This window comes from Bacillus sp. AY2-1, from assembly GCF_008368965.1.
Classification (GTDB): domain Bacteria; phylum Bacillota; class Bacilli; order Bacillales; family Bacillaceae_G; genus Bacillus_A; species Bacillus_A thuringiensis_S.
Window position 1 is genome coordinate 80439 of sequence record NZ_QPEL01000052.1, and the last position, 24310, is coordinate 104748.

Here is a 24310-nt window from a genome sequence, read left to right on the forward strand (position 1 = left end):
TGTAAACTACAACGTCTTCTTATCTGTTAAATACGTATAAATCGTCTCTGCAACATTTTTTGGCATACCTGCTTCGACAAATTCTGCTACAGAAGCTTCTTTCATCTTCTTTAATGAACCAAAATGTTTTAACAATACCTTTTTCCGTTTATCACCGATTCCTGGAATGTCATCCAATGCTGATTGAATGACAGATTTCCCGTGTAATTGACGATGGAATGTAATCGCAAATCGATGCACCTCGTCTTGAATACGCTGCAATAAATAAAATTCTTGGCTATTTCTCTCAAGCACCACAGGTTCCGGGGGATCTCCAATAATTAAATGGGAGGTTTTATGTTTGTCATCTTTTACAAGACCTGCCATCGGAATATATAATCCGAGCTCATTCTCTAAAATATCACTTGCAGCCGCCAAGTGGCCTTTTCCGCCATCAATAATAATCAAATCCGGTAAAGGTAAATTTTCTTTAAGCGCCCTTGTATAACGGCGTCTCACAACTTCCCTCATAGACTCATAATCATCTGGCCCTTGAACCGTTTTAATTTTATATTTCCTATATTCTTTCTTCGCTGGTTTCCCATCGATAAAAGCAATCATTGCAGAAACGGGATTTGTTCCTTGAATATTTGAGTTATCAAACGCTTCAATACGATACGGTGTTTCAATTCCAAGCTGCTTCCCTAAATGATCTACCGCTTTAATCGTTCGTTCTTCATCACGTTCGATTAAGTAAAACTTCTCTTCAAGAGCAATTTTTGCGTTTTTATTTGCTAATTCTACAAGGTCTTTTTTCTTACCACGTTTCGGCTGTGTCGCTTCCACTTCTAAAAAGCGCTCTACTAATTCCGAGTCTATACTTCCTGGAACGACAATTTCCTTCGGCTTAAAATGACTACTGTTTTCATAAAATTGGCCGATAAACGTTAAAAAGCCCTCTTCTGGTTCATCGTAAATCGGAAACATAGAAACATCACGTTCAATTAGCTTGCCTTTTCGAACGAAGAAAACTTGAACACACATCCATCCTTTATCCACTGCATATCCAAACACATCGCGATCCACTAAGTCACTCATAATCATCTTTTGTTTTTCCATAATCGCATCAATATGAGCAATTTGATCACGCAACTCTTTTGCACGTTCAAACTCTAGTTTCTCTGAGGCCTCATACATTTTTATTTCTAATTCTGAACGAACTTCTTTATGCCCACCATTTAAAAACTTAATAATTTCATCTACAATTTCTTTATTTTGTTCTTCCGTCACTTCTTTCACACAAGGCGCTAGACATTGACCCATATGATAATACAAACAAACTTTATCTGGCATATTCGTGCATTTCCGAAGTGGATACATACGATCTAGCAGTTTTTTCGTTTCATGAGCAGATTGTGCATTTGGATAAGGACCAAAATACTTTCCTTTATCCTTTTTTACATTTCGAGTAATGAGTAAGCGCGGTTGTTTCTCCGCTGTAATTTTAATAAAAGGATATGTTTTATCATCTTTTAATTGAATATTATATTTCGGATCATATTTTTTAATTAGATTTAACTCTAAAATAAGTGCTTCTAAATTCGAAGAGGTTACAATATATTCAAAATCAACAATTTCTCCTACAAGCCGCAGTGTTTTCCCATCATGTGAACCAGTAAAGTACGAGCGCACACGATTTTTAAGCACTTTTGCCTTTCCGACATATATAACCGTTCCTTGCTTATCTTTCATTAAATAACAACCAGGTTGATCTGGTAAAATAGCCAACTTTTCTTTCAAATGTTCGTGCACTCGTCTCCCTCCATTTCTACATGCTTAGCATTTTTATTTTCACTTGAAAACATACTATGCCAAAACACCCAACATACGTTCCTTTATTGTAACGGAAAGGATCTAAAAAAGAAAATAAAAAAAGCTACCATTTGGTAGCTTTTTTTATTTTAGAAGTGTTTAGAAACTAATTCTACTAACGCTTCTTTCGGTTTGTAACCTAACGCTTGATCAACTACTTTACCGTCTTTTAATACGAAAAGAGCTGGAATACTCATTACTTCGAATTGACGAGCAGTTTCTTGGTTTTCATCAACATCTACTTTTACTACTTTTACTTTTTCGCCTAATTCTGCATCGATTTCCTCTAATACAGGAGCGATCATTTTACAAGGTCCACACCAAGGTGCCCAGAAATCTAATAATACAACACCTTCGCTAGTTTCAGCTGCGAAGCTTTGGTCATTTGCGTTTACAATTGCCATTTTATTTCCTCCTTCAAGTATATTCTACCAAGAGTATATCATTAACTTATATACGTGGCGAATAATATGTATCGTTATGTATTGTAACAAAAAAATGTTCCTTTATACTATATAAAAATACGGATTAAATACTAAAAAGATGAGAGACAGGGGATCTCTCACCTTTTTCTATATATAGGGGTACTTCACTTGGAACTCAAGGGTACTTAAATCATGAATGTACTTTTAACTTTTTAAACTCTTCTGTTAAAAGAGGTACAACTTCGAACAAGTCACCGACAATACCGTAGTCAGCTACTTTGAAGATACTTGCTTCTGGATCTTTATTAATCGCAACGATTATTTTTGAGTTAGACATACCTGCTAAATGCTGAATCGCACCAGAAATACCACATGCAATGTATAAGTCTGGCGTAACAACTTTACCAGTTTGACCAATTTGTAATGAGTACTCACAGTATTCAGCGTCACAAGCACCACGAGATGCCCCAACAGCGCCGCCTAGTACGTCAGCTAACTCTTTTAATGGTTTAAATCCTTCTTCACTCTTCACACCGCGTCCGCCAGCGATAATAACTTTCGCTTCAGAAAGATCAACACCTTCTGCTGTTTTACGGACAACATCCTGAATGATTGTACGTAAATCTTTCACATCAACTGTAATAGAAGATACGTCACCGCTGCGAGACTCATCTTTTTCCAGAGTTGCAATGTTATTTGGACGCACTGTCGCAAATAAGATGCCGTCTGTTACAATCTTCTTCTCGAATGCTTTACCAGAGTAAATCGGACGAGTGAAGATAACATTTCCACCTTCAACCTCTAAAGCAGTTACGTCAGAAACTAAACCAGCTTCAAGCTTCGCTGCTAATTTTGGTGATAAATCTTTACCAAGTGCTGTATGTCCAAAGACAATACCTTCTGGATTTTCTTCAGCATGTACAGCTAAAAACGCTTGTGCATAACCATCAGATGTATATGATTTTAATTTATCATTTTCAACTGTCACAACGCGATCTGCACCGTAATGAATCAATTCATTTGCAAAAGAGGCAACGCTGTCTCCAACTAGAAGACCTACTACTTCACCGCCTTCTGCAATTGTTTTTGCTGCTGCTACCGCTTCAAACGAAACGTTACGTAGCGATCCATCACGAACTTCACCCATTACTAATACTTTACGAGCCATAGATTTTCCCTCCTGCATATATAATTTCGTATTTTATTAGATTACTTTCGCTTCTGTATGGAGCAACGATACAAGTTCTTTTACTTGATCTTGCAGCTCGCCTTGTAACACTTTTCCTGCATCTTTCTTAGGAGGCAAATAGATTTCAATTGTTTTTGTCTTTGCTTCCACATCATCTTCTTCTAAATCTAAATCATCTAATTCTAATTCTTCTAGTGGCTTTTTCTTCGCTTTCATAATACCTGGAAGCGATGGATAACGAGGTTCATTTAAACCTTGCTGTGCTGTTACTAACACTGGTAATGAAGTTGCAATCACTTCTGTATCACCTTCAACATCACGCTCAATCTTCACATTTGTACCGTCAATTTCAAGTTTTGTAATTGTCGTTACATACGGAATATTTAACGCTTCAGCTACGCGTGGACCTACTTGTCCAGATGCACCATCAATTGCAACGTTTCCACCTAAAATTAGATCTGCATCTTTATCTTTTAAATATTCAGCAAGCACTTTTGCTGTCGTGAACTGGTCACCATTTTCTACATCATCTTCAATATTAATTAATACCGCTTTATCACAGCCCATCGCTAATGCAGTACGAAGTTCTTTCTCACTATCTTCGCCACCGACTGTTACAACTGTAACTTCTCCACCTTGTGCGTCTCTTACTTGAATTGCTTCTTCAATTGCATATTCATCGTAAGGGTTGATGATGAATTCCGCTTCGCCATCGTAAATTGCACCGTTTTTAATTACGATTTTTTCTTCTGTATCAAATGTTCGTTTCATGAGTACGTAGATGTTCATTCCATTTACCCCCTTGTTTTTCAGAAAGATTCTATCAATTTTAATTTTCTGTTAATTTATATTAAAAAAATAATTGAACTACCTGCCACTAAATGAAGGTTTACGCTTTTCTAAAAATGCAGCTACACCTTCTCTTCCATCTTCACTCGTAAATACTTCACCAAAAATTTGTGATTCACGTTGTACACCTTCATAGTAATGAGACGATTTGGTCGTTTGCAATAACTCTAGTACAGCACGAGTTGTTGCTGGACTTTTTCCAGCAATTTGTTTTGCGACTTTAAGCGTATCATCTAAAAGTGATTCTTCAGAGAACAATCCGTTAACAAGTCCCCATTTCAATGCTTCTGCACCAGTAATTGGTGTACTTGTTAACATCATTTCACAAGCTTTTGCTTTCCCAACATAACGTGGTAAGCGCTGTGTACCTGCAAAGCCAGGAATTAATCCAAGTGTTAATTCAGGTAAACCAAGTTTTGCACTTTCAGTTGCAAAGCGCATGTGGCAAGACATAGCAAACTCAAGGCCGCCGCCCAGTGCCGCTCCATGAATTGCCGCAATAACTGGTTTTGAACATTTTTCAACACGCTCAAACGTAACTTGTCCAAGCTGTGCTAATTCTGTTGCTTGCTTCGCTTCAGTAACAGATGTAAATTCTTTAATATCTGCTCCTGCTGAGAAGAAACGTCCTTCACCGTGAATAACAACAACACGAATGTTATCATCCTTTTCCACTTGATCAATTAATTCAGTAACGTCATGCATAACTTGTGAAGACATCGCATTTGCTGGTGCATGATTTAACGTCGCCACCGCGATATGATCTTCAACTCTTACAGATAGGAATTTCAACATGATCCCTCCCATTATTGACGATAACCACAAGCTGCAATGAGTAGCCCATGTACCGTTTTTGAAAGTGCGACCAGATCATACTTATGATCGCTCATTACCCAATTGGTCACAACTTCATCTACTGTTCCAAAGATCATTTGTCTTGCCACGCGAACATTTAAATCTGCTTGAAATTCACCTTGTTTTATACCAGTCTCTAAAATCTCATCCATAACTTGTAAGTAGCCTTTTAATACTTCATTTATTTTAAGGCGCAAGTCTTGATTGGACTGCCTGAGCTCTAATTGCGTAACGATAGCAAGGGGATCATTTTGTGACAACAGCAAGAAGTGCGTTTCTACCAACATGAATAACTTCGATACAGCGCTTTCAATTCCTGCTGTTTTTTGACGAATTGTTTCGACAAAATCTCCCATCTTCTCTTGGAATAAGGATATTAATATATCTTCTTTATTTTTAAAATATAAATAAATCGTGCCATCAGCTACCCCAGCTTGCTTTGCGATTTTAGAAACTTGCGCTTGGTGGTACCCATTCTCCGCAATCACAATGACTGCCGCATCAATAATTTGATTGTATTTCGGTCTATTTTTCTTCACTTTACTGTCCCCTTCAAGAAGATGACTGAATGAATAGTCATTCATATTCTTATAATACTGACTATTTAGAAAAGTGTCAATCCTATTTTTTCAAAAAGAAAGGGCCTTAGCCCGTTTGCTCATCCTCATTCTTTCTCTTCTCTTCATCCATTAAAACACGGCGTAAAATTTTCCCTACTGTCGTTTTCGGCAATTCATCTCTAAACTCATATACTTTCGGCACTTTATAAGCCGCTAAATATTTACGTGCAAACTGATTTAATTCTTCCTCAGAGCACTCCGTACCTTCTTTTAACACAACAAATGCTTTAACTGTCTCTCCTCTGTACGGATCTGGAACTCCAATTGTCACTACTTCTTGCACTTTTTCATGCTCATATAATACTTCTTCAACTTCACGAGGATACACATTAAATCCACTCGCGACAATCATATCTTTCTTGCGATCTTTTACATAGAAGAATCCATCTTCATCCATGTATCCAACGTCACCTGTATGGAGCCAGCCATCTTGCAATACAGCCGCTGTTTCCTCTGGCTTATTCCAGTATCCTTTCATAATTTGAGGACCTTTCACTACAATTTCCCCTATTTCTCCTGGTGGTAATGCCTCACCAGTTTCAAGTGACATAATGATTGCCTCTGTATCTGGCCACGGAACTCCAATGCTACCCGGCACTCGCTTTTCCCATAAAAAATTACTATGTGTAACCGGAGATGATTCTGTTAAACCATATCCCTCTACTAGTTTACCACCTGTAACTTTTTCGAACTTTTCCTGTACTTCTACTGGCAGTGGTGCTGATCCACTAATACAAGCACGAATAGAAGAAATATCGTATTCTTTTAAAAGCGGGCTATTTAAAAGAGCGATATAAATAGTTGGAGCCCCTGGAAACAATGTCACTTTATGCTTCTTAATCGCTTCAAAAACCATTTTCATATCAAACTTTGGAATAAGGACCATTTTGTATCCTTGCATAATACTTAAATTCATAACAGCTGTCATACCATACACATGGAAAAATGGAAGAACCCCAAGGACGACTTCTTCACCTTCGTTACAATTATATAGCCAATGCACTCCCATCAAAGTGTTAGAAACGAGGTTTTTATGCGTTAACATAACTCCTTTTGGAAATCCGGTTGTTCCTCCTGTGTACTGTAAAAGAGCTAGATCATTTTCAGGATCACAAGGCACCTCAACATTCGTATTCACTTCTTTTTCTACTGAATTCCAAAGATGAATCGTTTCACTCTCTGATACTTTCACAACTAAATTCGACTGTTTTTTCTGCACAAATGGATACAATAGATTTTTAGGGAATGGTAAAAAGTCTGCAATACGAGTTACGATAATATGCTCAATTTTTGTAGCAGATTGAACATTCGTTACTCTTGGAAACACTAAATCGAGACAAAGAATTACTTTTGCTCCCGAGTCATGAAGCTGATATTCTAATTCCCTTTCTGTATACAGTGGATTGGTTTGTACTACGATACCTCCCGCAAGTAATGTACCGTAATAACCAATTACAGCTTGCGGACAATTCGGCAACATAATAGCAACTCGATCACCCTTTTCCACACCGAGCTTTTGAAGATAATTTGCAAACCTCTTCACCTTATCATGGAAGTCCGAAAACGTAATATCCTTCCCTAAAAAGTGAAGCGCTTTCTTTTCTGGGTAGCGAGAAGCCATCTGTTCTACATATCCATGAAGTGGCTGAATATCATAAGAAATCGTACTAGGAATTTCCTCTGGATAACTTTTCAACCATGTTTTTTCCACCTTCATTCCCCCTTCAAATACATAAAAAATAAAGTGAAACTTTAATCAGTGGGGATTTTTCAGCCCCACTGATTATTAGCCCACACCAATCGGGATTTTACGGGCAGTTAATCACCCAGCTAACTTCTTTACTTTCGCTGAATTTTGAGGCGGGATCTTACTGCCCGTTAATGCGGGATAAATGAATGTTCATTCATGATGGTTATTTTCATTATATTATAGTCACCATAGCGTTACAATCATAATATTCTGACTTTTTATAACTATGCTTTACTTCATTAACTTCTTATTATATGTAGAAACTCTCCTAATCTTAAAAGAGTAAGAGAGTTTGTCATTAACTTAATCTTATAATCGTTAATACCGCTCCTGGGGTAGTTGTTGATAATGTCGCAACAGCTAACAAACCAAATAATTGCAAACTAATTGCACTCCCCGCCGCAAGGGTCGTAATAATTGTCGCACTAAATGATGTCGTTGCTAATGCAGGAGAATTAATAGTCCCAGCAAGCGGTGCCCCATTAATTGTAATTCGTGAACTAACTAATAATGAAGCGGTTATATTAATTGTATATGAAATATAATAGTTCCCTGCATTTGCAACCGTAAATACTGTGTTCCCCCCAGACACTGTAATACCTGGACCGATATTCTGATTGTTTGGAAGCGGGACATTTGTTCCACCTAGTAGTACCGATATTGCTGTTCCCGACGTATTATTTGCAAATGCGTATGTTGCCGTTATACTTGTGCCTGTTGCTCCTGTTGGGCCTGTCGCTCCCGTTGCCCCTGTGTCGCCTGTTACTCCTGTCGCCCCCGTTGGGCCTGTGCCACCTGTTGCTCCTGTTGGACCCGTTGCCCCTGTTATTCCTGTCACTCCCGTTGGGCCTGTTGCTCCTGTTATTCCTGTCGCTCCCGTTGCCCCTGTTATTCCTGTCGCTCCCGTTGCCCCTGTTATTCCTGTCGCTCCCGTTGGACCTGTATCGCCTGTTACTCCCGTCGCTCCTGTTACTCCTGTCGCTCCCGTTGCCCCTGTGTCGCCTGTTACTCCTGTCGCTCCCGTTGAGCCTGTTGCTCCTGTTATTCCTGTCGCTCCCGTCGGACCGGTTGGACCAACCTTAGGAACTGTCCCATCGCAACTAAAACAGCATGAATCAACATGTACACCATTTTGATTATTACACCCACAATATCCATTTATGTTATTGCTCCATGAAGACATGTTGATCACTTCCTTTACATTCGATCTTTTTAGCGCAATCACCGAATCAAAAAACACCTATCTAAATAACAAAGAAATACTTAGCCTAGTGGGGGATAAAACACAGATTTCCTCCATACATTCTAGTAATTATTACATGCGATTCACTCTCCTTTTGCTTGTACTTTCGCCCCATCTCCACAGATTATTAACCATACACATTACGCTTTCGTACACAGACAAGTTCCCATTTAAACTTTCCACATTCGCCAATCTTTTTAGTAAAGAGGCTGTTTCTTCATAAATAGCAACTATAATATATAAAAATCCGTATAACTTGTTATTTTTATTCAAAATTTTAAAAAAATATTGACACTTAAATTATCCTCATAGTATGATTTGGGTGTTGTAATTGATAACCATTTTCACTTATGGTGCTAGTTACAAAAAACACTTAATTTGGGGGCAGAAGATGAAGAAAATTCTCAGTATTTTCATAGTAGTTCTTCTATTCGCTGTTGGATGCGGACAGCAAAAAGAGGAGAAAAAGGAAACAAAAGCGGACAATAAAAATCAAGCTATAACAATTAAACACGCTGAAGGGGAAACAAAGTTAGATAAACCAGCGAAAAAAGTAGTTGTACTTGAGTGGGTATATTCAGAAGACTTATTAGCACTTGGTGTTCAGCCAGTAGGGATGGCAGACATTAAGAATTATAATAAATGGGTAAATACAAAAACAAAACCAAGTAAAGATGTTGTAGATGTAGGGACACGTCAACAACCAAACTTAGAAGAAATTAGCCGTTTAAAACCAGATTTAATTATCACAGCTTCATTCCGTAGTAAAGCAATTAAAAATGAATTAGAGCAAATTGCACCAACAGTTATGTTTGATCCATCAACAAGCAATAACGATCACTTTGCTGAAATGACAGAAACATTTAAACAAATTGCAAAAGCAGTTGGAAAAGAAGAAGAAGGTAAAAAAGTATTAGCTGATATGGATAAAGCCTTCGCTGATGCAAAAGCAAAAATTGAGAAAGCAGACTTAAAAGATAAAAACATCGCAATGGCACAAGCATTTACTGCTAAAAACGTACCAACATTCCGTATCTTAACTGACAATTCTTTAGCTTTACAAGTTACAAAAAAATTAGGTTTAACAAATACTTTTGAAGCAGGAAAATCTGAGCCAGATGGTTTCAAACAAACAACTGTAGAATCATTACAAAGTGTACAAGATTCAAACTTCATTTACATTGTAGCGGATGAAGATAACATTTTTGACACTCAACTAAAAGGCAACCCTGCTTGGGAAGAATTAAAGTTCAAAAAAGAAAACAAAATGTATAAATTAAAAGGCGACACTTGGATTTTCGGTGGTCCTGAGTCTGCAACATCTTTAGCAACACAAGTAGCAGATGTAATGACAGCGAAGAAGTGATTACACAATGAATAGCCTACAACATACACTTCGAGCAAGTCTTGTATTCGGAGGAGGAGCAGCTCTCTTGCTCCTCCTTTTCTTTATTCATATCGGACAAGGTCAAGCAAACATTTCCTATAGTATGATTATTGATGCTCTTATCTCACCGAACCAATCACTAGAGCATCAAACTTTAATTATGCTTCGATTACCTAGGGCCGTAATTGCCATTTTAGCTGGAGGTGCTCTTGCTGCATCTGGGGTCATTTTACAAACATTAACGAAAAATCCACTTGCTGAATCCAGTACAATGGGTATTCACTCTGGCGCATATTTCTTTCTAGTAGCGGCTACAATTTTTTTACCAAAAGGTCTGCAAATTAATTCACTTCTTTTCACATTTATCGGCGGTGCTATTACCGCTTTATTTGTATACCGTATTTCTGGTGGAAAAAAGGGAACCCCACTTAGAATGGCACTAGCTGGTATGGTCGTTACATTAATGCTTTCTGCCTTTACTGGAACGATGCAGCTTTTCTATGAAAATGAAACAGCTGGTTTATTTTTATGGGGAGCTGGATCTCTTATTCAAAATAACTGGGATGGCGTTCAATTTGCTTTTCCATTTATCATTATTTCTTTCCTAGTTTTACTATTTATGTCTCGTAAACTCAACATTCTCTTACTTGGTGATGATGTCGCTGTTTCTCTTGGTGAAAAAACAGCAGTAACACGTCTTATCGCCTTCATTGCTGCGATCTTTTTAACAGCAGTAATTGTAACTGTTGTTGGACCAATTGGATTTGTTGGCTTAGTTGCACCACATTTAATGCGTCTTATTGGCTACCGTCAACACTTTACTCTCCTTCTCTCTTCTTTCTTATGGGGAGCTGTACTATTACTTGGAGCTGATGTCGTTGGTAGACTAATAGATCCAACTGGGGCTGAACTTCCTGTCGGAGCAGTCACGGCAATGATTGGATCACCTTGGCTTATTTACTTAGTCTATCGAATGATGAAATCGAAACAATATATGAATGATAACGGAGCGAATGCAGCTGGAGCTAGTTCTCGCTATTACTCTTATAAAAAGGTAATCATTGTCTCTATCACACTTTGCATTGTGACAATTACTCTTGGTGTTACAATCGGTAGTAACGCTTATATCGAAAGTATTACAAATGTTATATCAGGACAATTAACACAATTTGATAAAAATATGATGATGAACCTTCGTTTACCAAGAATGCTCGTTGCTGCTATTGCTGGCGCATGCCTTGCAATAAGTGGGCTTGTTTTCCAAGGTATATTACGAAACCCACTCGCCGATCCTTCTATTATTGGTATTTCATCGGGAGCTGGTGTTGGTGCTTTAACTATTATGTATGTCTTTCCCGCACTTCCTGGTTTCTTCCTACCAATTGGTGCATTTATCGGCGGACTACTTGCAGTTGGAATTGTTCTCTTCTTCTCATGGAAATCAGGATTTAGCCCAACAGCCCTTGCTTTAATAGGAATTGGTATTTCAGCTCTCGGTTCAGCGATTATTCAAATCTTTATCGTTAGAGCAAATTTGAACGTTGCTGCTGCTTTAACATGGCTATCAGGTAGCACGTATGCAAGAGGATGGAATCACTTAGAAAATATCATTCTATATCCATCGCTAATTCTTGTATTCATTATCTTTTTCTTAATAAAACAACTTGATGTTCTCGTACTTGGAGACGATTTAGCAACGGGACTCGGGCAACCAGTAAATAAAACGCGCCTTGCCCTCATTGTGTTAGCAACACTACTTGCATCTGTAAATATCGCAGCTGTCGGTACAATTGCCTTTCTAGGTCTTGTTGCGCCACACTTAGCACGAATCGTCGTTGGTATGAATCATCAAAGATTATTCGTTTGCTCCGCACTATTTGGAGCAATCCTTCTTTCCATTGCTGATTTACTCGGACGAACAATTGCATATCCGAAAGAAATTCCTTCTGGACTTGTCGTTGCTGTACTTGGAGCACCTTATTTCTTATGGTTGATGAGGAAGAGTGGGAAGAAGGTTAATTAAAAAGGAGGCTTCGTTTTAGAAGCCTCCTTTTTATATACTAAATAAAGTGAAACTTTAATTAGTGGGGGGTTCTTCATCCCCGCTGATTATTAGCCCACACCAATCGGACTTTTATGAGCAGTGGATCTCCCACCTAACTTCTTTGCTCCAGCCGAATCTTGAGGTGGAAGTTTTACTGTTCGACGAATAGCCGGATAAATTACTCTGATCTCACTAATTTCACAGATTTAGTACTCCCCATAAACTCATGATGTACAGTTAATGTGTTCTCCTCAATTTTCAAATCAGCCTTATGCTTTATTTCCCCCACTAAAAATACAAGCTCTACAGAAATAATCCCTTGGTCCACACTTAATATTCGAAAGTCTCCTATAGTAGTCCCTTTCCCAAAAATATTATGTTCCATAAATTCTCCGCCTGTTTTCTCACTATTAATAGATTCTATTTCCAACCCAACTGGCCTGTCTGTACTTTCTGATGACATCCAAGACCCCTTTAACTTTCCAATATCAGCCTCTTTTTGCTTAACTTCTGCTTGTTGAGTTAGTAAGCCATCGATTTGCTTATTCAGCTCTTCGGCCCGTTGATTTTCCGAAATAAATTGTTGATTTTGGCCAGTATCGTTAACAATTTTATTTACTATCCCTTTAGCCTCTTCATACTTTTTATCATTCTTTAACTTCTCTGCCTTTTCCAATTGACCTATATATTGACCTTTTAACTCTTTATGCTCTATGAGCGAATCTTTTTGTTCTTTCGCTTGACTTTGAAGGATTGCGGAACCATCTTTCATCTTTTCTACTTCTTGAAACAAACCTATTGCTTGTTCTATATTTCCACTCGATTTCTCTTTTATCGAACTTATCATCTTAGTAGTTTGGTCTTTTAATACCTTTGCTTCTTTATCATCCTTTTTCTCTTCTAATGCTAGCTCAAATGATGCTACTGCCGTGTCATATTCTTTACTCGCTAACGCCAATTTCCCTTGATCCATTGCTTTTTTATAGGTTTCATTGCTACATCCTACCATTAAAAATAAAATTATGATTCCTAAAATCAATCTTTTCATAATATCTCCCTAAATTAATATAATTCTATATACACTCAATAGCATCATAAAATTTATATATAAAATTTTAAATACCATCATTAAAACATAAAGGGAACTTGTCATTTCTTCTCGAACTTAATCTATGAACATAAGTAGAGGGGGATAACAATAATGTACCAAACAATTGAAGGCTTTTTACAATCATGGACATACGAAGCAGAGTCTACTCAGAAAATGCTTGATTCATTAACCGATGCATCTTTATCACAGGAAATTGCACCTGAACATTGGACTTTAGGAAGAGTTGCTTGGCATATCGTGACGGCAATTCCTGTGATACTATCTGGCACAGGGCTAAAGTTTGAAGGAGAAACGAAAGATTATCCTGTTCCAACTTCTGCAAAAACAATTGCAGATGAATACCGTAAAGTAAACGCAGCTTTTGTTGAAACACTTCAAAGTAAATGGACTGATAAAGACTTAGCTACTATTAATGACTTCTTTGGTCGCCCTATGCCGAATTCTATATTTTTAATGACACTCATTAATCATCAAAATCACCACCGCGGGCAAATGACGGTTTTAATGCGACAAGCCGGCTTAACAGTTCCTGGCGTATATGGTCCCGCAAAAGAAGAATGGGCTGCGGCTGGAATGGAAGCTCCTAAAATGTAACGACAAAAAAGACAAGATGTTTACATATCTTGTCTTTTTCTGTAACTTGTTTCATGTGAAACTTTATAATGCATCTTCACTCTCAATATTTTTAATCCCAAAATAAGCAATCACCATACCGATCGCTGCAAATGTGAATTGAAGAGGTAGAAAAGTCGCTATCGGAAATATTGGCTGGTTATTAATTGCGATTGACACAACAATAATAGATGAAACAATTGTAGTTGGCACTGAACGTTTACGCATTCCGAAATATAGCGGGATTAAACTTATTCCCGCAGTTGCAATGGCTAAAGGAACAAGATTTATTCCTTCTTGCACTAATTGATCTACTGTAAATGGATTAGGAAGAATTGAAAAATAGCTATCTATCCCAAAGAAAACTCCTACTATTAAAATGTTAGATACAATAACTGTTATAAATGTTAATGTCGCTGTAATGACCAACTTACTAATCATCATTTTTCTCCGATTAATAGGATAAGAAAACATAAGTATTATTGTTTTATTTTTATATTCACCAATTATTAACCTTGCGATTAACACACTACCAAAAACAATAAATGTTGCTCTTACTAATGTACTAGCCGTTAACAACATCATCTGCGGATCTCTTATTTCCGGATCACCTTCTACTTGAGCAACGATGCTCGTAAAGATCATTAATGCCAGTATAGTAATATTTGCAATAACTGCCCCTTTTACGTACCAGCCAAGCTTAAACTTTTTCAATTCTAGCTTCATAAGACGTAACATGATAGTCCTCCTTTCCCCTGAAACACCTTAACCCCCAAAACCACACTAGCAATTGTAATAAGTAAAATTGCAATTACTATTATCTTTTTCACCATTCATACCCCAGTTCGTTGTTGTTTTAAGCTTACTTCATGCCACATCAACCTTGTCGATTTTACGATAAGATAGATAACTAATGAAAATCCCTAATAAACAGAGCACAATTGGGATAGCTATAAAATCAAACATACTTACTTGACCGTTTCCAGCCCCAACGTTACCACTAATCAGCATACCAATTATTACTGCGGAAGTAATCGTTGTAGGTGTCGATTTCTTTCTCATTCCAAAAAATAAAGGAATTAAACTTATACCAGATATCATAAATGCACTTATAATAGTAGCTGGAACGATAGCTATTATTTCGCCTATCGTAGCAGGTGTTTCAATCAGTCCCATCATTGGACTCACAAAATAAACGAGCAAACTAATAATGAAAGTAGCGATAATCGTGCTCACAAAACAAAAACAAAAAACAATTGTTAATTTCGCCCTCATTAGCATTTTCCTTTGCAGCGGGTACATAAACGATAGTTGCATTGTTTTGTTCTTATACTCGTCTATTACTAACCGTGATAAAATGACCGAACTAAAAATAATGAATGTTATCCTAATAAAAGTGTTTATTAAAACCATTTGTTGCGTGAAGTCAAAGAAGAGCACGTCTCCCTCGGCTTTAATTCCCAACGCCATAAGGCTTACTGCAGCGAAAATTGCTATTATACAAATTGCTACCCCTTTAAAGTAACTAGATAATTTATGTTTCTTCCATTCGAGCTTCATTAATCTAAGCATACAAACCACTCCTCCATTCTTTATATAACTGTCTTTATGCTGCTAACATTCTAATTCCAGCAGTAACGAAGCTTAACATTCCTATCACTAGTAGAATTAACAACCATTTCCGCTCTGGTTTTCTATAATATAAAATTCCACTTATTAGCATTACGATAAATCCACTTACCAGGTTCAGCCACAGTCCATTAAGCATGAATACCTTCTCCATCCATTACATTTAAGAAATATTCTTCTAAGGAACTATGTTTCTTATTAATACTTTCAATTTCCACATCGTTCATAATAAGTGCTTTTGAAATGGCCTGCTGAGACACTGACGTATCATACACACGAATCATGGTTCCACTCATTATTTTGTAGTTTTTTATACCAAGTTTATCTTCTAAAATATAAGCTGCACGTTTCACATCAGGAACAGTGATTTCAATGTACTCTGTTTGCTTTCCGTTAATACTCTTCATTGAAACTTCTTTTATTAGTTTTCCATTTTGAATCACACCAATTGTATCGGCCATTAATTCCATCTCACCTAAAATATGACTAGAAACTAATAATGTAATACCGTATTCTTTGCAGAGCATTTTAAATAAGTCTCGTAACTCTTTAATGCCAATTGGATCTAAACCGTTAATTGGTTCATCTAAAATGAGCAATTCTGGCTTTGTCACGATTGCCCTTGCAATACCGAGTCGTTGTTTCATTCCTAATGAAAAATCTTTTACTTTTTTATTATCTACCCCTTGTAGTTTCACTAAATGTAAAGCATGGTCAATTGCATTTTTATCGTAGTAGCCCATATATTCACAATGCAGGTCTAAGTTTTCTTTCGCCGTTAATTTATCATAAAAGATTGGGTATTCAATAATTGTCCCCATTCTTTTTAATACTTCATACGATGTATCTGTTAATTTCTCACCGAAAATTTCTATATCACCACTCGTCGGTTTTATTAAATTTGTAATCATTTTCATAATCGTTGTTTTACCAGCACCGTTTGGTCCTAAAAAACCATAAATTTCTCCTTTTTTCACATGCATGTTAACACCGGAAATAACTTCTTTCCCTTTAAACACTTTCGTTAACTGGTTTGTTTTTACTATATATGTCATGTTACTTTCCCCTTTCGCAATACTCTATATTTCTATAATAGACAACAGAAATCTCTTTTTTCTTACCCGTTCCTTACAAATTCCTTACGCTGAAAAAAAGCTTGTAGAATTTACTTCTCTACAAGCTAAAACAGCATCTTTTTTAATACAACTGTAAAAATTGTTTTTTCATAGGGCTTACTAGAAAGATGTATTTCTCCGTCCATCGCTTCCACAAGCCGTTTCGTAATCGTTAATCCTAGACCGCTTCCTTGGTACGATCTATTTCTTGAATCTTCAAGTGTGTACATTCGCTCAAACACTTTATCAATATGAGATTCATCAATTCCTTTTCCTTTATCCCATACGTCTATATACACACTCGTTTCATCATCTCTTAAAGTCATACCGAGTGTCTTTCCATCATCTCCATATGTAATTGCATTTGATATTAAATTATTCAATACTCTGCCTAATACTTCTACATTTCCAAGTGCGTATATATTTCTTTCTGGTATATCAATATGAACCTGAAAACCTTTCGTCGTCACTAAATCATAAAAAGATAAAATCTTCTCGCGGCAAACTTCATTCATATTTACTTTTGTCATTTCAATTGCTTTGTCACCAGATTCTAATTTTGCCAAATCAAAAAACTTATGAATTAGCTCCATCACTTCTAATGTTTTCGTATGCACTTTTTCAAGTAATATTTGTTGTTCTTCTTCACTTATCGTTTTATCCTTATTTAACATTTCTGTATATCCAAGAATAACTGTTAGTGGTGTTTTCAAGTCATGCGAAATATTTGAAAGCATTTTTCTCATCGAAATTTCTACTTTGGCATGATCTGCATTCGTTTTCTGTTTTGCATCTAATAATTGATTAATTGCCACTAATAATTTTTGCAATTCTAGATCATCTGTCATAACGAGTAACGTCTCGCCTGTTTTGTCATTTACAATACTTTCTAACTTTTCATATGTGTATCGTAAATTTTTACTACTATTTTTTCTCATTTTATATTGCATATAAATGACACATAACAATATAAAAATAATACCTATTAACAAATTGACCATATTACATCACTTCCAACTTATAGCCGATGCCCCATAACGTTTTAATATATTCTGGATTAGATGGATCACTTTCAATTTTCTCACGCAATCTTCTCATATGAACATTAATAACGTTATCATCACCGTAATACTCTTCATTCCAAACTAACGTATATATTTGCGCTTTTGTAAATACACGATTTTGATTTTTTACGAACAGTTTTAAAATCTCAAATTCTTTTAAAGTGAGCTTGAGAGGGTTCCCGTTTTTTTCTACAGTAAAATTAATTGGATCGATTGTTAAATCGCCAATCTGAATCATCTTTTCTGTTGTTTCTGTAGCCGAGTATTTCGTAGACCGCCGAATCCCTGCTTTTACACGTGCAGCCAATTCAATCATAGAAAATGGCTTACAAATGTAATCATCTGCTCCAAGTCCTAAGCCAACAGCTTTATCAACATCTGTATCTTTTGCCGACATCATTAAAATCGGAACAGCACTTTTTTCACGAATAATACGTACAACCTCTAATCCGTCTAACTTCGGCATCATTATATCAAGGATCACTAAATCAAAAGATGATTTAAAAAAGGTTTGCACCCCTGCTTCCCCGTCAGACGCCATCGTAACTTGAAAGCCTTCCTTTAATAAATATTTTTCCACCATCTCTTGAATTGAAATATCATCTTCAACTAATAAAATATGATGTGACATATGTCTATCCCCTTTTTTTACAAACATTAACATATCAATTGTATCGCAACGAATGAATGCTGGAAACAGTTATATGAATTTTCAAACCAACTTCCCTTCCTTCCTTAACAATGATATGATGAAATTCACTACGATTGTTCATAATTAACTTTATATAAAGGAGACTTATCATGTCAGAAAACAAAAAAGTAAGCTTAGCTGATTTAATGCGTGAACAACTTGCTAAGAAAAAGCAAGGAAATGGAAATGGTCAAAATACAAAAAATCAAAACCAAGAAACGAAAAAATTACAAAACCAACAAACAAAGAAGACAAACAACCAACGTAGACGTACAGGTGTGTAAATGAACGGACAAAAACGTTCTAATATCGCACCCGGTCTTGAAGTTGATATTGTATTAAAACAAGATCAACGAACAGGCAAATTAACACGTGGCATTGTAAAAGATATTTTAACAAACTCCCCTTCCCATCCACATGGCATTAAAGTGCGATTGCAGGGCGGGCAAGTCGGTAGAGTACAAAATATCGTTCAATAAGAAAAGGAGCTCAAGTAAACTCGAGCTCCTTTTTCTTTATTAACCTTTAATTTTCTCGATGAAAACTACTTTTAAATAGTCTCCTTCTTTAAATTGATCAATGGTACGGAAATCTTCTGGTAAAGAATGTTCTTCTAATATTTTATATTTGCCATTCATTTCTTTAAAGGCTGTATCGATAAAGCCTTTAAACTTTTTCATATCGAATGCACTACAATTTGTAGAAGCAACGATAATACCGTTATTTTCTGTAATAGCAATTGTTTCTTTCAATAAATTTTTATAATCTTTTGCTGCACTAAATGTATATTTTTTTGATCGGGCGAAGCTTGGAGGATCAAGTACGACCATATCAAATTTCATCTTTTTCTTAGCTGCATATTTGAAGTAAAGAAATACATCTTCTACAATAATATCTTGTGCTTCATAATCAACTTCATTGACACTAAACTGCTCAATCGTTTTACTTAAACTACGATTTGCAAGGTCAACACTCGTCGTTTTACTCGCTCCGCCAAGCGCTGCAAATACAGAGAAAGCACCTGTATAAGAGAACATATTTAACACTGTTCTTCCCTTTGCATATTTATCACGAATTTGTTTTCGAACGTTACGTTGATCTAAAAATACACCAACCATTGCCCCGTCATTTAAATAAACAGCGAAGTTCACACCGTTCTCTTTTACGATAAGCGGGAACTCACCGCGCTCTCCTGCTACGAAATCATCACCCTCAATATATTTCCCTTTCGTATCAAAACGCTTCTTCTCATAAATGCCTTTAAAGTTTGCTACTTTTTGCAGAGCTGCTATAATCTCATCTCTGAAAGTATAAATCCCTTCACTATACCAACTTACTACGTAGTAGCCGTCATAATAATCGATAATTAGTCCGCCAAGACCATCACCTTCACCGTTTAGGGCGCGGAATGCTGTCGTATCACTTGATTTATAAAATTGTTTTCGTTTATGTAAGGCAGATTTGATTTTACTTTCAAAGAAAGATTGATTAATTTGTTCACTCTCTTTTCTCGTTAAAATCCAGCCGTATCCTTTATTTTGTTTTCCATAATAACCTTTTCCGACAAAGTTGTTCTTCTCATCTACTACTTTGATGATTGTCCCTTCTTCACGAACATCGTTTAAATTTTGAATTGCATCTTTTAAAATAAGTGGATATCCACTTTTAATTTCTTTTATAAATTTCGGTTTTATTTTTATAGTTACTTCTGATCGCATATAATAACTTCCTTTCCATTTGCATGCTTTCTCTATAGGAAGCATTTAAAAAACGAGCCTGAAAAAACAGCCTCGTTTCACTATACCATATTATTGCTTTGCTAGTACAACTCGCTCATTCTCGCACTTAACCGCCACATATTTACTACGTTTTGAAATGGAAATCTCACTGTCCAAAATAATAGAAAAAAATTATATATTTCACATTTACCATTGACAATGATAATGATTTTCATTATCATTTAATGTATATGAGTTCTTGAAAATATAGCTACATTTATAGGAGGAATAAACATGATTATTGTTACAAATACAGCTAAAATTACAAAGGGAAATGGACATAAATTAATTGAGCGTTTTAATAAAGTAGGTAAAGTTGAAACGATGCCAGGCTTTTTAGGTCTAGAAGTTCTTTTAACGCAAAATACAGTTGATTATGATGAGGTAACAATTAGCACTCGATGGAATGCAAAAGAAGATTTCCAAGGTTGGACAAAGAGCGCCGCATTTAAAGATGCTCACTCACATCAAGGTGGAATGCCAGAATATATTCTTGATAATAAAATTGCTTACTATGATGTAAAAGTTGTACGTATGCCAATGGCTGCAGCACAGTAAAAACAGTTCTTTTTTAAAGTATAGAATATGAGAAGCGTTATCTATCACTTCTCATATTCTATACTTTTTTCTTTAATTTCTTTTTACTAACTTTGCGTGTATAACTAGCCTTCCAGCCTCTGGATCAAGCGCATAGTCACAAGTAGAAAGTGTTACGATTTCATCATTAGCCGTCAATTCCGTATCCGTTTTGTACAGTGATTTTTCTTGAACTTCCTTTAAGAACGATGTATATACTGCATCATTTTCAAAATCCGTTTCAATGTAATAAAAGTCCGTTGTTGTCGTATATACTGAAAAAACTTCAACGTCGTATCCTTCAAATAATGTATCGTAATATAATTTACGATGGGACATGAAAAAGTCTTCATCCAACATTTTTTTTAAACTACCAAACATAGAACCGTCTTTCATACGATGGCCATATAAAATCGTATTTCGATTTTGAGATTTCACATCATTACGATGGTCCATAAAAATGCTTCCCGCTCTCATATCTTCACCTTTATAATTACGAAATAAATAGTAATCATTATCTTTTGCTTGAACGATTGGATAATTAATTTGTGTATCATCCATCGTAATCCATCCGACTATCTCTGGATTAATTTTCTGGAGATCCTGAAACTGTTTACGTACCTCTCCGTCTTCCGATTTTTCTTCCATTGGACTTCTTTTATAAATATGTTGTGCCTCAGCCATTACTTTACGATTTTCATAATAATCCATGAAAATCCCACCCAACTCATACATTGAATAGAAAAAGATTCCTAAAAACGCAATTGTAAGTATGCGTTGAAAAAAAGAATTCTTTTTCCGTCCGTTCTTGCTATTCAAATTATCACCTCAAAACGGATTATACTCAGCCTTTAGATTCCCATAGGTACCATATACAATCCAGTATCTTCATCCTGTTTTACAATGACATCTACACCATATATTGCTTTAACCATCTCTTCTGTTATTACATCATTAGGATTACCTTTCGTAATGATCTCTCCATCTTTCATAACGATAATATGGTCGCTATAACGAATGGCTTGATTAATATCATGTAATACCATTACAATCGTTAATCCATACACTTCATTTAACTCTTTCACTAATTCTAATATTTCTAGCTGATAGTAAATATCTAAATAGGTTGTCGGTTCATCTAAGAAAAGCATTGGTGTATTTTGAGCTAATGTCATTGCGATCCAAACTCGCTGCCTCTCTCCACCGGATAAAGCATAGATTGGCTTATCACGCTTACTTTGTAAATTCGTACATACTAGTGCACGCTCTATCGCTTCTCTATCTTCATCTGTTTGCGGAGAGAAAATATTTTTATATGGCATACGCCCAAAGCTTATTAGCTTTTCCACTGTAATATCTGCTGGAGCCTCATTTTGTTGGTGGACAACTGCTAGCTTTCTAGCAAACTCTTTCGGTTTATATTCACTAATCGCTTTCCCATCAAGTATTACTTCTCCACTGCTAGGAACGTGATTTCTAGACATGACACTAAGTAATGTTGATTTCCCGCATCCATTCGGGCCAATGATTGTTGTAATTTTCCCAATTTCTATTTCACTACTAACAGACTTTAAACGATTTGTTACGTTATCATATGAAAAGGTTACATTTTTAATTTCCATGAACTTTATCACTCTTTCTAAGCAAGAATATTAAGAATGGACCACCAATAACCGCCATAATTGTTGCTGCTGGAATTTCATTAGGTGGCACAATTAACCTTCCAATCGTATCCGCCGTCAAAATTAATAACGCCCCTGCAAGAGCAGAAAATGGAATTAATACTTTATGGTCTGAACCGACCAATTGTCTTGAAATATGCGGAACTAGTAATCCTACAAAAGCAATAACACCTGCAATCGCTGTTGATACTGCCGCTAAGAGTACTGCAATGGCAGAAATAATAAGACGAACTCTCGTCACGTGCAAGCCTAAGTTTTTCGCAGTCTTATCTTGTAGCGATAATAAGTTACACCAAGCTCCTACGAACAGAGCAAGAATAAGACCAATCGTTCCATAAGTCACCATTATTTCTACATCGCCCCACGTCTTCATTGTTATGTTAGAAGTCGTCGTTTGCTTAATACTTTTAATAAAATACCCACAAATCGTAACGAATGATTCATTTAATCCAGTAAACATCGCATTAATGGCAATACCAATTAAAATAATGCGAAGTGGGCTTAACCCTGACTTCCATGAAAACGAATAAACGAGATAACACGCAAGCGCACCACCTAAAAAGGCGAATACGGGGGTCCAGAAAAAGAATTGCGGGAACAAAGTAATAATAACGAGTGTCATAAAACTTGCTCCTGAAGATATACCGATTACCCCAGCATCAGCGAGTGGATTCTTCATAACAGCTTGAAAAAGCACCCCTGAAACAGCAAGAGCCGCTCCAGTGAACAGCGCAATAATAATACGAGGGAAACGTAAATCTTTAATGACTTCAACATCTTCATTTCCACCTATAAATATCCCTTGTACAAGTTCAACAATACCTACTTCTAAACTCCCTTTCATCGCTGACAATGATGTCATAACAATGAGCAATGCAGTAACAATGAGGAAACTCCAAGTTTTTTTATTCATTCTACTCTTCCTTTATATTAAAATGCATCACGGATACATCATTTTTTTCAATTCATCTAAAGCTTCAATTGCTGCTAAATTGCCTGTCGTTCCAAATAAACGCTCTTCTAAATCATAAACACGGTTATTTTTAACCGCAGCAAAGTGTTTCCAAATATCATTTGTTTTAAATTCTTTATCAAACATTTTTACAACCTCATCAGGCATACCATGAGCTGCTCGTAAAATAATATCTGGATCAGCTTTCTTTAAATACTCTGTATTAGAAGCTAAATATTCTACTTGTTCACCTTGCACAATATTTTTACCACCTAATTGTTTTACTAAATCTCCAATATAAGAATGCTCTGTTGCTACTAAATAACTTCCCGGCACACCTAATAAAATAAGCACTGTCGGTTCTTTCTTTCCTTTTACTTCCTTTTGAATGCTAGCAACCTTTTTATCTAACTTAGTTACTACTGCTTCAGCCTGTTTTTCACGTCCATATTTCTTACCTAAATCGCTAATAGAACTTTGCATATTTTTTAAACTCGTTAAATCTAAAAAGTTTGCTTTCATACCCACACCATCAAAAACCGGCTTTAATTCGTATTCAAGTGTTGTCACAGATAACACTTCTGAAGGCTTTAATGACTTTACCTTTTCCATATCTGGACTCATTGGATTCCCAACTTCAGGTAAACCTTTATATCGCTTCGGTAAAGTTTTAGAACTTGTTGGAACACCGACTAAATCTACTTCTAACGCATCCATAATTTCAGTAACAGCCACTGTTGTTGCAACAACGCGCTCTTTACTCTCACTCTTTACCTGCTTTGCTGTTTCTTTTTTTGGTGACGAGCACCCGGCTATACTCATTAACAAAATGATAGCCATTAGTACACTTACGATTTTCTTCACTCTCAATCACCACTCCCTTCCAT

The 24310-nt window shown here is 36.2% G+C and carries 26 protein-coding genes; 6 read left to right on the forward strand and 20 right to left on the reverse strand.

Going from position 1 to position 24310, the window contains the following annotated elements:
• Positions 1-6: 6 nt before the first annotated feature.
• The 8 genes from uvrC to DN403_RS13405 all read right to left on the reverse strand — a co-directional run bounded on the left by uvrC (position 7) and on the right by DN403_RS13405 (position 8722).
• On the reverse strand, positions 7-1791 hold the full coding sequence (gene uvrC, locus DN403_RS13370) for an excinuclease ABC subunit C (protein ID WP_000544294.1): 1785 nt from the start codon (positions 1789-1791) through the stop codon (positions 7-9).
• Positions 1792-1940: 149 nt separating this feature from the next.
• A complete protein-coding gene (gene trxA, locus DN403_RS13375; protein WP_001018943.1) occupies positions 1941-2255 on the reverse strand; it encodes a thioredoxin in 315 nt (104 codons plus the stop codon).
• Between the two features lie 211 nt (positions 2256-2466).
• Positions 2467-3444, reverse strand: coding sequence for an electron transfer flavoprotein subunit alpha (gene etfA, locus DN403_RS13380; RefSeq protein WP_000101957.1), 978 nt, complete (start codon positions 3442-3444; stop codon positions 2467-2469).
• A gap of 36 nt (positions 3445-3480) precedes the next feature.
• On the reverse strand, positions 3481-4254 hold the full coding sequence (etfB, locus tag DN403_RS13385) for an electron transfer flavoprotein subunit beta (protein WP_001029028.1): 774 nt from the start codon (positions 4252-4254) through the stop codon (positions 3481-3483).
• A 78-nt stretch (positions 4255-4332) separates the two neighbouring features.
• Positions 4333-5109, reverse strand: a complete 777-nt coding sequence (locus tag DN403_RS13390; RefSeq protein ID WP_000911292.1) for an enoyl-CoA hydratase — start codon at positions 5107-5109, stop codon at positions 4333-4335.
• An 11-nt stretch (positions 5110-5120) separates the two neighbouring features.
• Positions 5121-5708 (reverse strand): TetR/AcrR family transcriptional regulator, encoded by a 588-nt coding sequence (locus tag DN403_RS13395; RefSeq protein WP_000742213.1) that lies wholly within the window; start codon positions 5706-5708, stop codon positions 5121-5123.
• Positions 5709-5814: 106 nt separating this feature from the next.
• On the reverse strand, positions 5815-7500 hold the full coding sequence (locus tag DN403_RS13400; protein ID WP_000416317.1) for a long-chain-fatty-acid--CoA ligase: 1686 nt from the start codon (positions 7498-7500) through the stop codon (positions 5815-5817).
• Positions 7501-7837: 337 nt separating this feature from the next.
• The gene (locus DN403_RS13405; protein ID WP_142287879.1) at positions 7838-8722 is read right to left on the reverse strand and encodes a BclA C-terminal domain-containing protein; all 885 of its coding nucleotides are present in this window, start codon (positions 8720-8722) and stop codon (positions 7838-7840) included.
• A 451-nt stretch (positions 8723-9173) separates the two neighbouring features.
• On the opposite strand from DN403_RS13405, the gene DN403_RS13410 reads away from it, so the two are divergent.
• Together DN403_RS13410 and fhuB are read left to right on the forward strand one after the other, a co-directional pair.
• Positions 9174-10148, forward strand: coding sequence for an ABC transporter substrate-binding protein (locus DN403_RS13410; RefSeq protein ID WP_000722824.1), 975 nt, complete (start codon positions 9174-9176; stop codon positions 10146-10148).
• A 7-nt stretch (positions 10149-10155) separates the two neighbouring features.
• The gene (gene fhuB, locus DN403_RS13415; protein WP_017763633.1) at positions 10156-12192 is read left to right on the forward strand and encodes a Fe(3+)-hydroxamate ABC transporter permease FhuB; all 2037 of its coding nucleotides are present in this window, start codon (positions 10156-10158) and stop codon (positions 12190-12192) included.
• Positions 12193-12391: 199 nt separating this feature from the next.
• Here the strand turns inward: fhuB and DN403_RS13420 are convergent, their stop codons facing one another.
• Complete coding sequence (locus DN403_RS13420; protein WP_017763634.1) at positions 12392-13261, reverse strand: tetratricopeptide repeat protein; 870 nt, start codon at positions 13259-13261, stop codon at positions 12392-12394.
• A 153-nt stretch (positions 13262-13414) separates the two neighbouring features.
• Here DN403_RS13420 and DN403_RS13425 point away from each other — a divergent pair, with 153 nt between their 5' ends.
• On the forward strand, positions 13415-13918 hold the full coding sequence (locus tag DN403_RS13425; RefSeq protein WP_000284975.1) for a DinB family protein: 504 nt from the start codon (positions 13415-13417) through the stop codon (positions 13916-13918).
• Between the two features lie 63 nt (positions 13919-13981).
• Here the strand turns inward: DN403_RS13425 and DN403_RS13430 are convergent, their stop codons facing one another.
• From DN403_RS13430 to DN403_RS13450, 6 genes are all read right to left on the reverse strand, one after another.
• Positions 13982-14674 (reverse strand): ABC transporter permease, encoded by a 693-nt coding sequence (locus DN403_RS13430; protein ID WP_000945187.1) that lies wholly within the window; start codon positions 14672-14674, stop codon positions 13982-13984.
• 129 nt (positions 14675-14803) lie between these two features.
• Positions 14804-15508: an ABC transporter permease gene (locus DN403_RS13435; protein ID WP_000945208.1), complete on the reverse strand. Its 705-nt coding sequence runs from the start codon at positions 15506-15508 to the stop codon at positions 14804-14806.
• A 34-nt stretch (positions 15509-15542) separates the two neighbouring features.
• Positions 15543-15704 carry a hypothetical protein gene (locus tag DN403_RS31130; RefSeq protein ID WP_000931814.1) on the reverse strand — a complete coding sequence of 54 codons (162 nt, stop codon included), beginning with the start codon at positions 15702-15704 and terminating at the stop codon, positions 15543-15545.
• Entirely contained in the window at positions 15697-16620 is a 924-nt protein-coding gene (locus DN403_RS13440) for an ABC transporter ATP-binding protein (RefSeq protein ID WP_000221121.1), read from the reverse strand. Before DN403_RS13440 ends, DN403_RS31130 begins: the two co-directional genes overlap by 8 nt.
• Positions 16621-16745: 125 nt before the next feature.
• Positions 16746-17681 carry a HAMP domain-containing histidine kinase gene (locus DN403_RS13445; RefSeq protein WP_000247674.1) on the reverse strand — a complete coding sequence of 312 codons (936 nt, stop codon included), beginning with the start codon at positions 17679-17681 and terminating at the stop codon, positions 16746-16748.
• 1 nt (position 17682) lies between these two features.
• A complete protein-coding gene (locus DN403_RS13450; protein ID WP_000018046.1) occupies positions 17683-18375 on the reverse strand; it encodes a response regulator transcription factor in 693 nt (230 codons plus the stop codon).
• 170 nt (positions 18376-18545) lie between these two features.
• On the opposite strand from DN403_RS13450, the gene DN403_RS31135 reads away from it, so the two are divergent.
• Together DN403_RS31135 and DN403_RS13455 are read left to right on the forward strand one after the other, a co-directional pair.
• The gene (locus DN403_RS31135; RefSeq protein ID WP_017763636.1) at positions 18546-18719 is read left to right on the forward strand and encodes a hypothetical protein; all 174 of its coding nucleotides are present in this window, start codon (positions 18546-18548) and stop codon (positions 18717-18719) included.
• Positions 18720-18914 carry a YwbE family protein gene (locus DN403_RS13455; RefSeq protein WP_133963700.1) on the forward strand — a complete coding sequence of 65 codons (195 nt, stop codon included), beginning with the start codon at positions 18720-18722 and terminating at the stop codon, positions 18912-18914.
• 39 nt (positions 18915-18953) lie between these two features.
• Here the strand turns inward: DN403_RS13455 and DN403_RS13460 are convergent, their stop codons facing one another.
• A complete protein-coding gene (locus DN403_RS13460) occupies positions 18954-20153 on the reverse strand; it encodes a class I SAM-dependent rRNA methyltransferase (protein ID WP_001255945.1) in 1200 nt (399 codons plus the stop codon).
• Positions 20154-20447: 294 nt separating this feature from the next.
• Here DN403_RS13460 and isdG point away from each other — a divergent pair, with 294 nt between their 5' ends.
• Positions 20448-20771: a heme oxygenase gene (gene isdG / locus DN403_RS13465; RefSeq protein WP_000587818.1), complete on the forward strand. Its 324-nt coding sequence runs from the start codon at positions 20448-20450 to the stop codon at positions 20769-20771.
• Between the two features lie 72 nt (positions 20772-20843).
• Here the strand turns inward: isdG and srtB are convergent, their stop codons facing one another.
• The 4 genes from srtB to isdE are packed head-to-tail and all read right to left on the reverse strand — an operon-like array spanning position 20844 to position 24293.
• On the reverse strand, positions 20844-21608 hold the full coding sequence (srtB, locus tag DN403_RS13470; RefSeq protein ID WP_002162479.1) for a class B sortase: 765 nt from the start codon (positions 21606-21608) through the stop codon (positions 20844-20846).
• A 32-nt stretch (positions 21609-21640) separates the two neighbouring features.
• Entirely contained in the window at positions 21641-22411 is a 771-nt protein-coding gene (locus DN403_RS13475; protein ID WP_000403765.1) for an ABC transporter ATP-binding protein, read from the reverse strand.
• Positions 22401-23384, reverse strand: coding sequence for a FecCD family ABC transporter permease (locus DN403_RS13480; protein ID WP_001036829.1), 984 nt, complete (start codon positions 23382-23384; stop codon positions 22401-22403). Before DN403_RS13480 ends, DN403_RS13475 begins: the two co-directional genes overlap by 11 nt.
• A gap of 27 nt (positions 23385-23411) precedes the next feature.
• Positions 23412-24293 (reverse strand): heme ABC transporter substrate-binding protein IsdE, encoded by an 882-nt coding sequence (isdE, locus tag DN403_RS13485; RefSeq protein WP_001264109.1) that lies wholly within the window; start codon positions 24291-24293, stop codon positions 23412-23414.
• Positions 24294-24310 lie beyond the last annotated feature (17 nt).

Excerpts from the sequence above, each read along its gene's own strand:
- DN403_RS13410 (WP_000722824.1), top strand. The coding sequence starts at position 9,174 with ATGAAGAAAATTCTCAGTATTTTCATAGTAGTTCTTCTATTCGCTGTT.
- fhuB (WP_017763633.1), top strand. The coding sequence starts at position 10,156 with ATGAATAGCCTACAACATACACTTCGAGCAAGTCTTGTATTCGGAGGA.
- isdG (WP_000587818.1), top strand. The coding sequence starts at position 20,448 with ATGATTATTGTTACAAATACAGCTAAAATTACAAAGGGAAATGGACAT.
- DN403_RS13425 (WP_000284975.1), top strand. The coding sequence starts at position 13,415 with ATGTACCAAACAATTGAAGGCTTTTTACAATCATGGACATACGAAGCA.
- DN403_RS13455 (WP_133963700.1), top strand. The coding sequence starts at position 18,720 with ATGAACGGACAAAAACGTTCTAATATCGCACCCGGTCTTGAAGTTGAT.
- DN403_RS13445 (WP_000247674.1), bottom strand. The coding sequence starts at position 17,681 with ATGGTCAATTTGTTAATAGGTATTATTTTTATATTGTTATGTGTCATT.
- DN403_RS13430 (WP_000945187.1), bottom strand. The coding sequence starts at position 14,674 with ATGTTACGTCTTATGAAGCTAGAATTGAAAAAGTTTAAGCTTGGCTGG.
- DN403_RS13440 (WP_000221121.1), bottom strand. The coding sequence starts at position 16,620 with ATGACATATATAGTAAAAACAAACCAGTTAACGAAAGTGTTTAAAGGG.
- DN403_RS13420 (WP_017763634.1), bottom strand. The coding sequence starts at position 13,261 with ATGAAAAGATTGATTTTAGGAATCATAATTTTATTTTTAATGGTAGGA.
- DN403_RS13405 (WP_142287879.1), bottom strand. The coding sequence starts at position 8,722 with ATGTCTTCATGGAGCAATAACATAAATGGATATTGTGGGTGTAATAAT.
- DN403_RS13475 (WP_000403765.1), bottom strand. The coding sequence starts at position 22,411 with ATGGAAATTAAAAATGTAACCTTTTCATATGATAACGTAACAAATCGT.
- DN403_RS13450 (WP_000018046.1), bottom strand. The coding sequence starts at position 18,375 with ATGTCACATCATATTTTATTAGTTGAAGATGATATTTCAATTCAAGAG.
- DN403_RS13435 (WP_000945208.1), bottom strand. The coding sequence starts at position 15,508 with ATGCTTAGATTAATGAAGCTCGAATGGAAGAAACATAAATTATCTAGT.
- DN403_RS13460 (WP_001255945.1), bottom strand. The coding sequence starts at position 20,153 with ATGCGATCAGAAGTAACTATAAAAATAAAACCGAAATTTATAAAAGAA.
- DN403_RS31135 (WP_017763636.1), top strand. The coding sequence starts at position 18,546 with ATGTCAGAAAACAAAAAAGTAAGCTTAGCTGATTTAATGCGTGAACAA.
- DN403_RS13480 (WP_001036829.1), bottom strand. The coding sequence starts at position 23,384 with ATGAATAAAAAAACTTGGAGTTTCCTCATTGTTACTGCATTGCTCATT.
- etfB (WP_001029028.1), bottom strand. The coding sequence starts at position 4,254 with ATGAACATCTACGTACTCATGAAACGAACATTTGATACAGAAGAAAAA.
- trxA (WP_001018943.1), bottom strand. The coding sequence starts at position 2,255 with ATGGCAATTGTAAACGCAAATGACCAAAGCTTCGCAGCTGAAACTAGC.
- etfA (WP_000101957.1), bottom strand. The coding sequence starts at position 3,444 with ATGGCTCGTAAAGTATTAGTAATGGGTGAAGTTCGTGATGGATCGCTA.
- DN403_RS31130 (WP_000931814.1), bottom strand. The coding sequence starts at position 15,704 with ATGCTTAATGGACTGTGGCTGAACCTGGTAAGTGGATTTATCGTAATG.
- DN403_RS13390 (WP_000911292.1), bottom strand. The coding sequence starts at position 5,109 with ATGTTGAAATTCCTATCTGTAAGAGTTGAAGATCATATCGCGGTGGCG.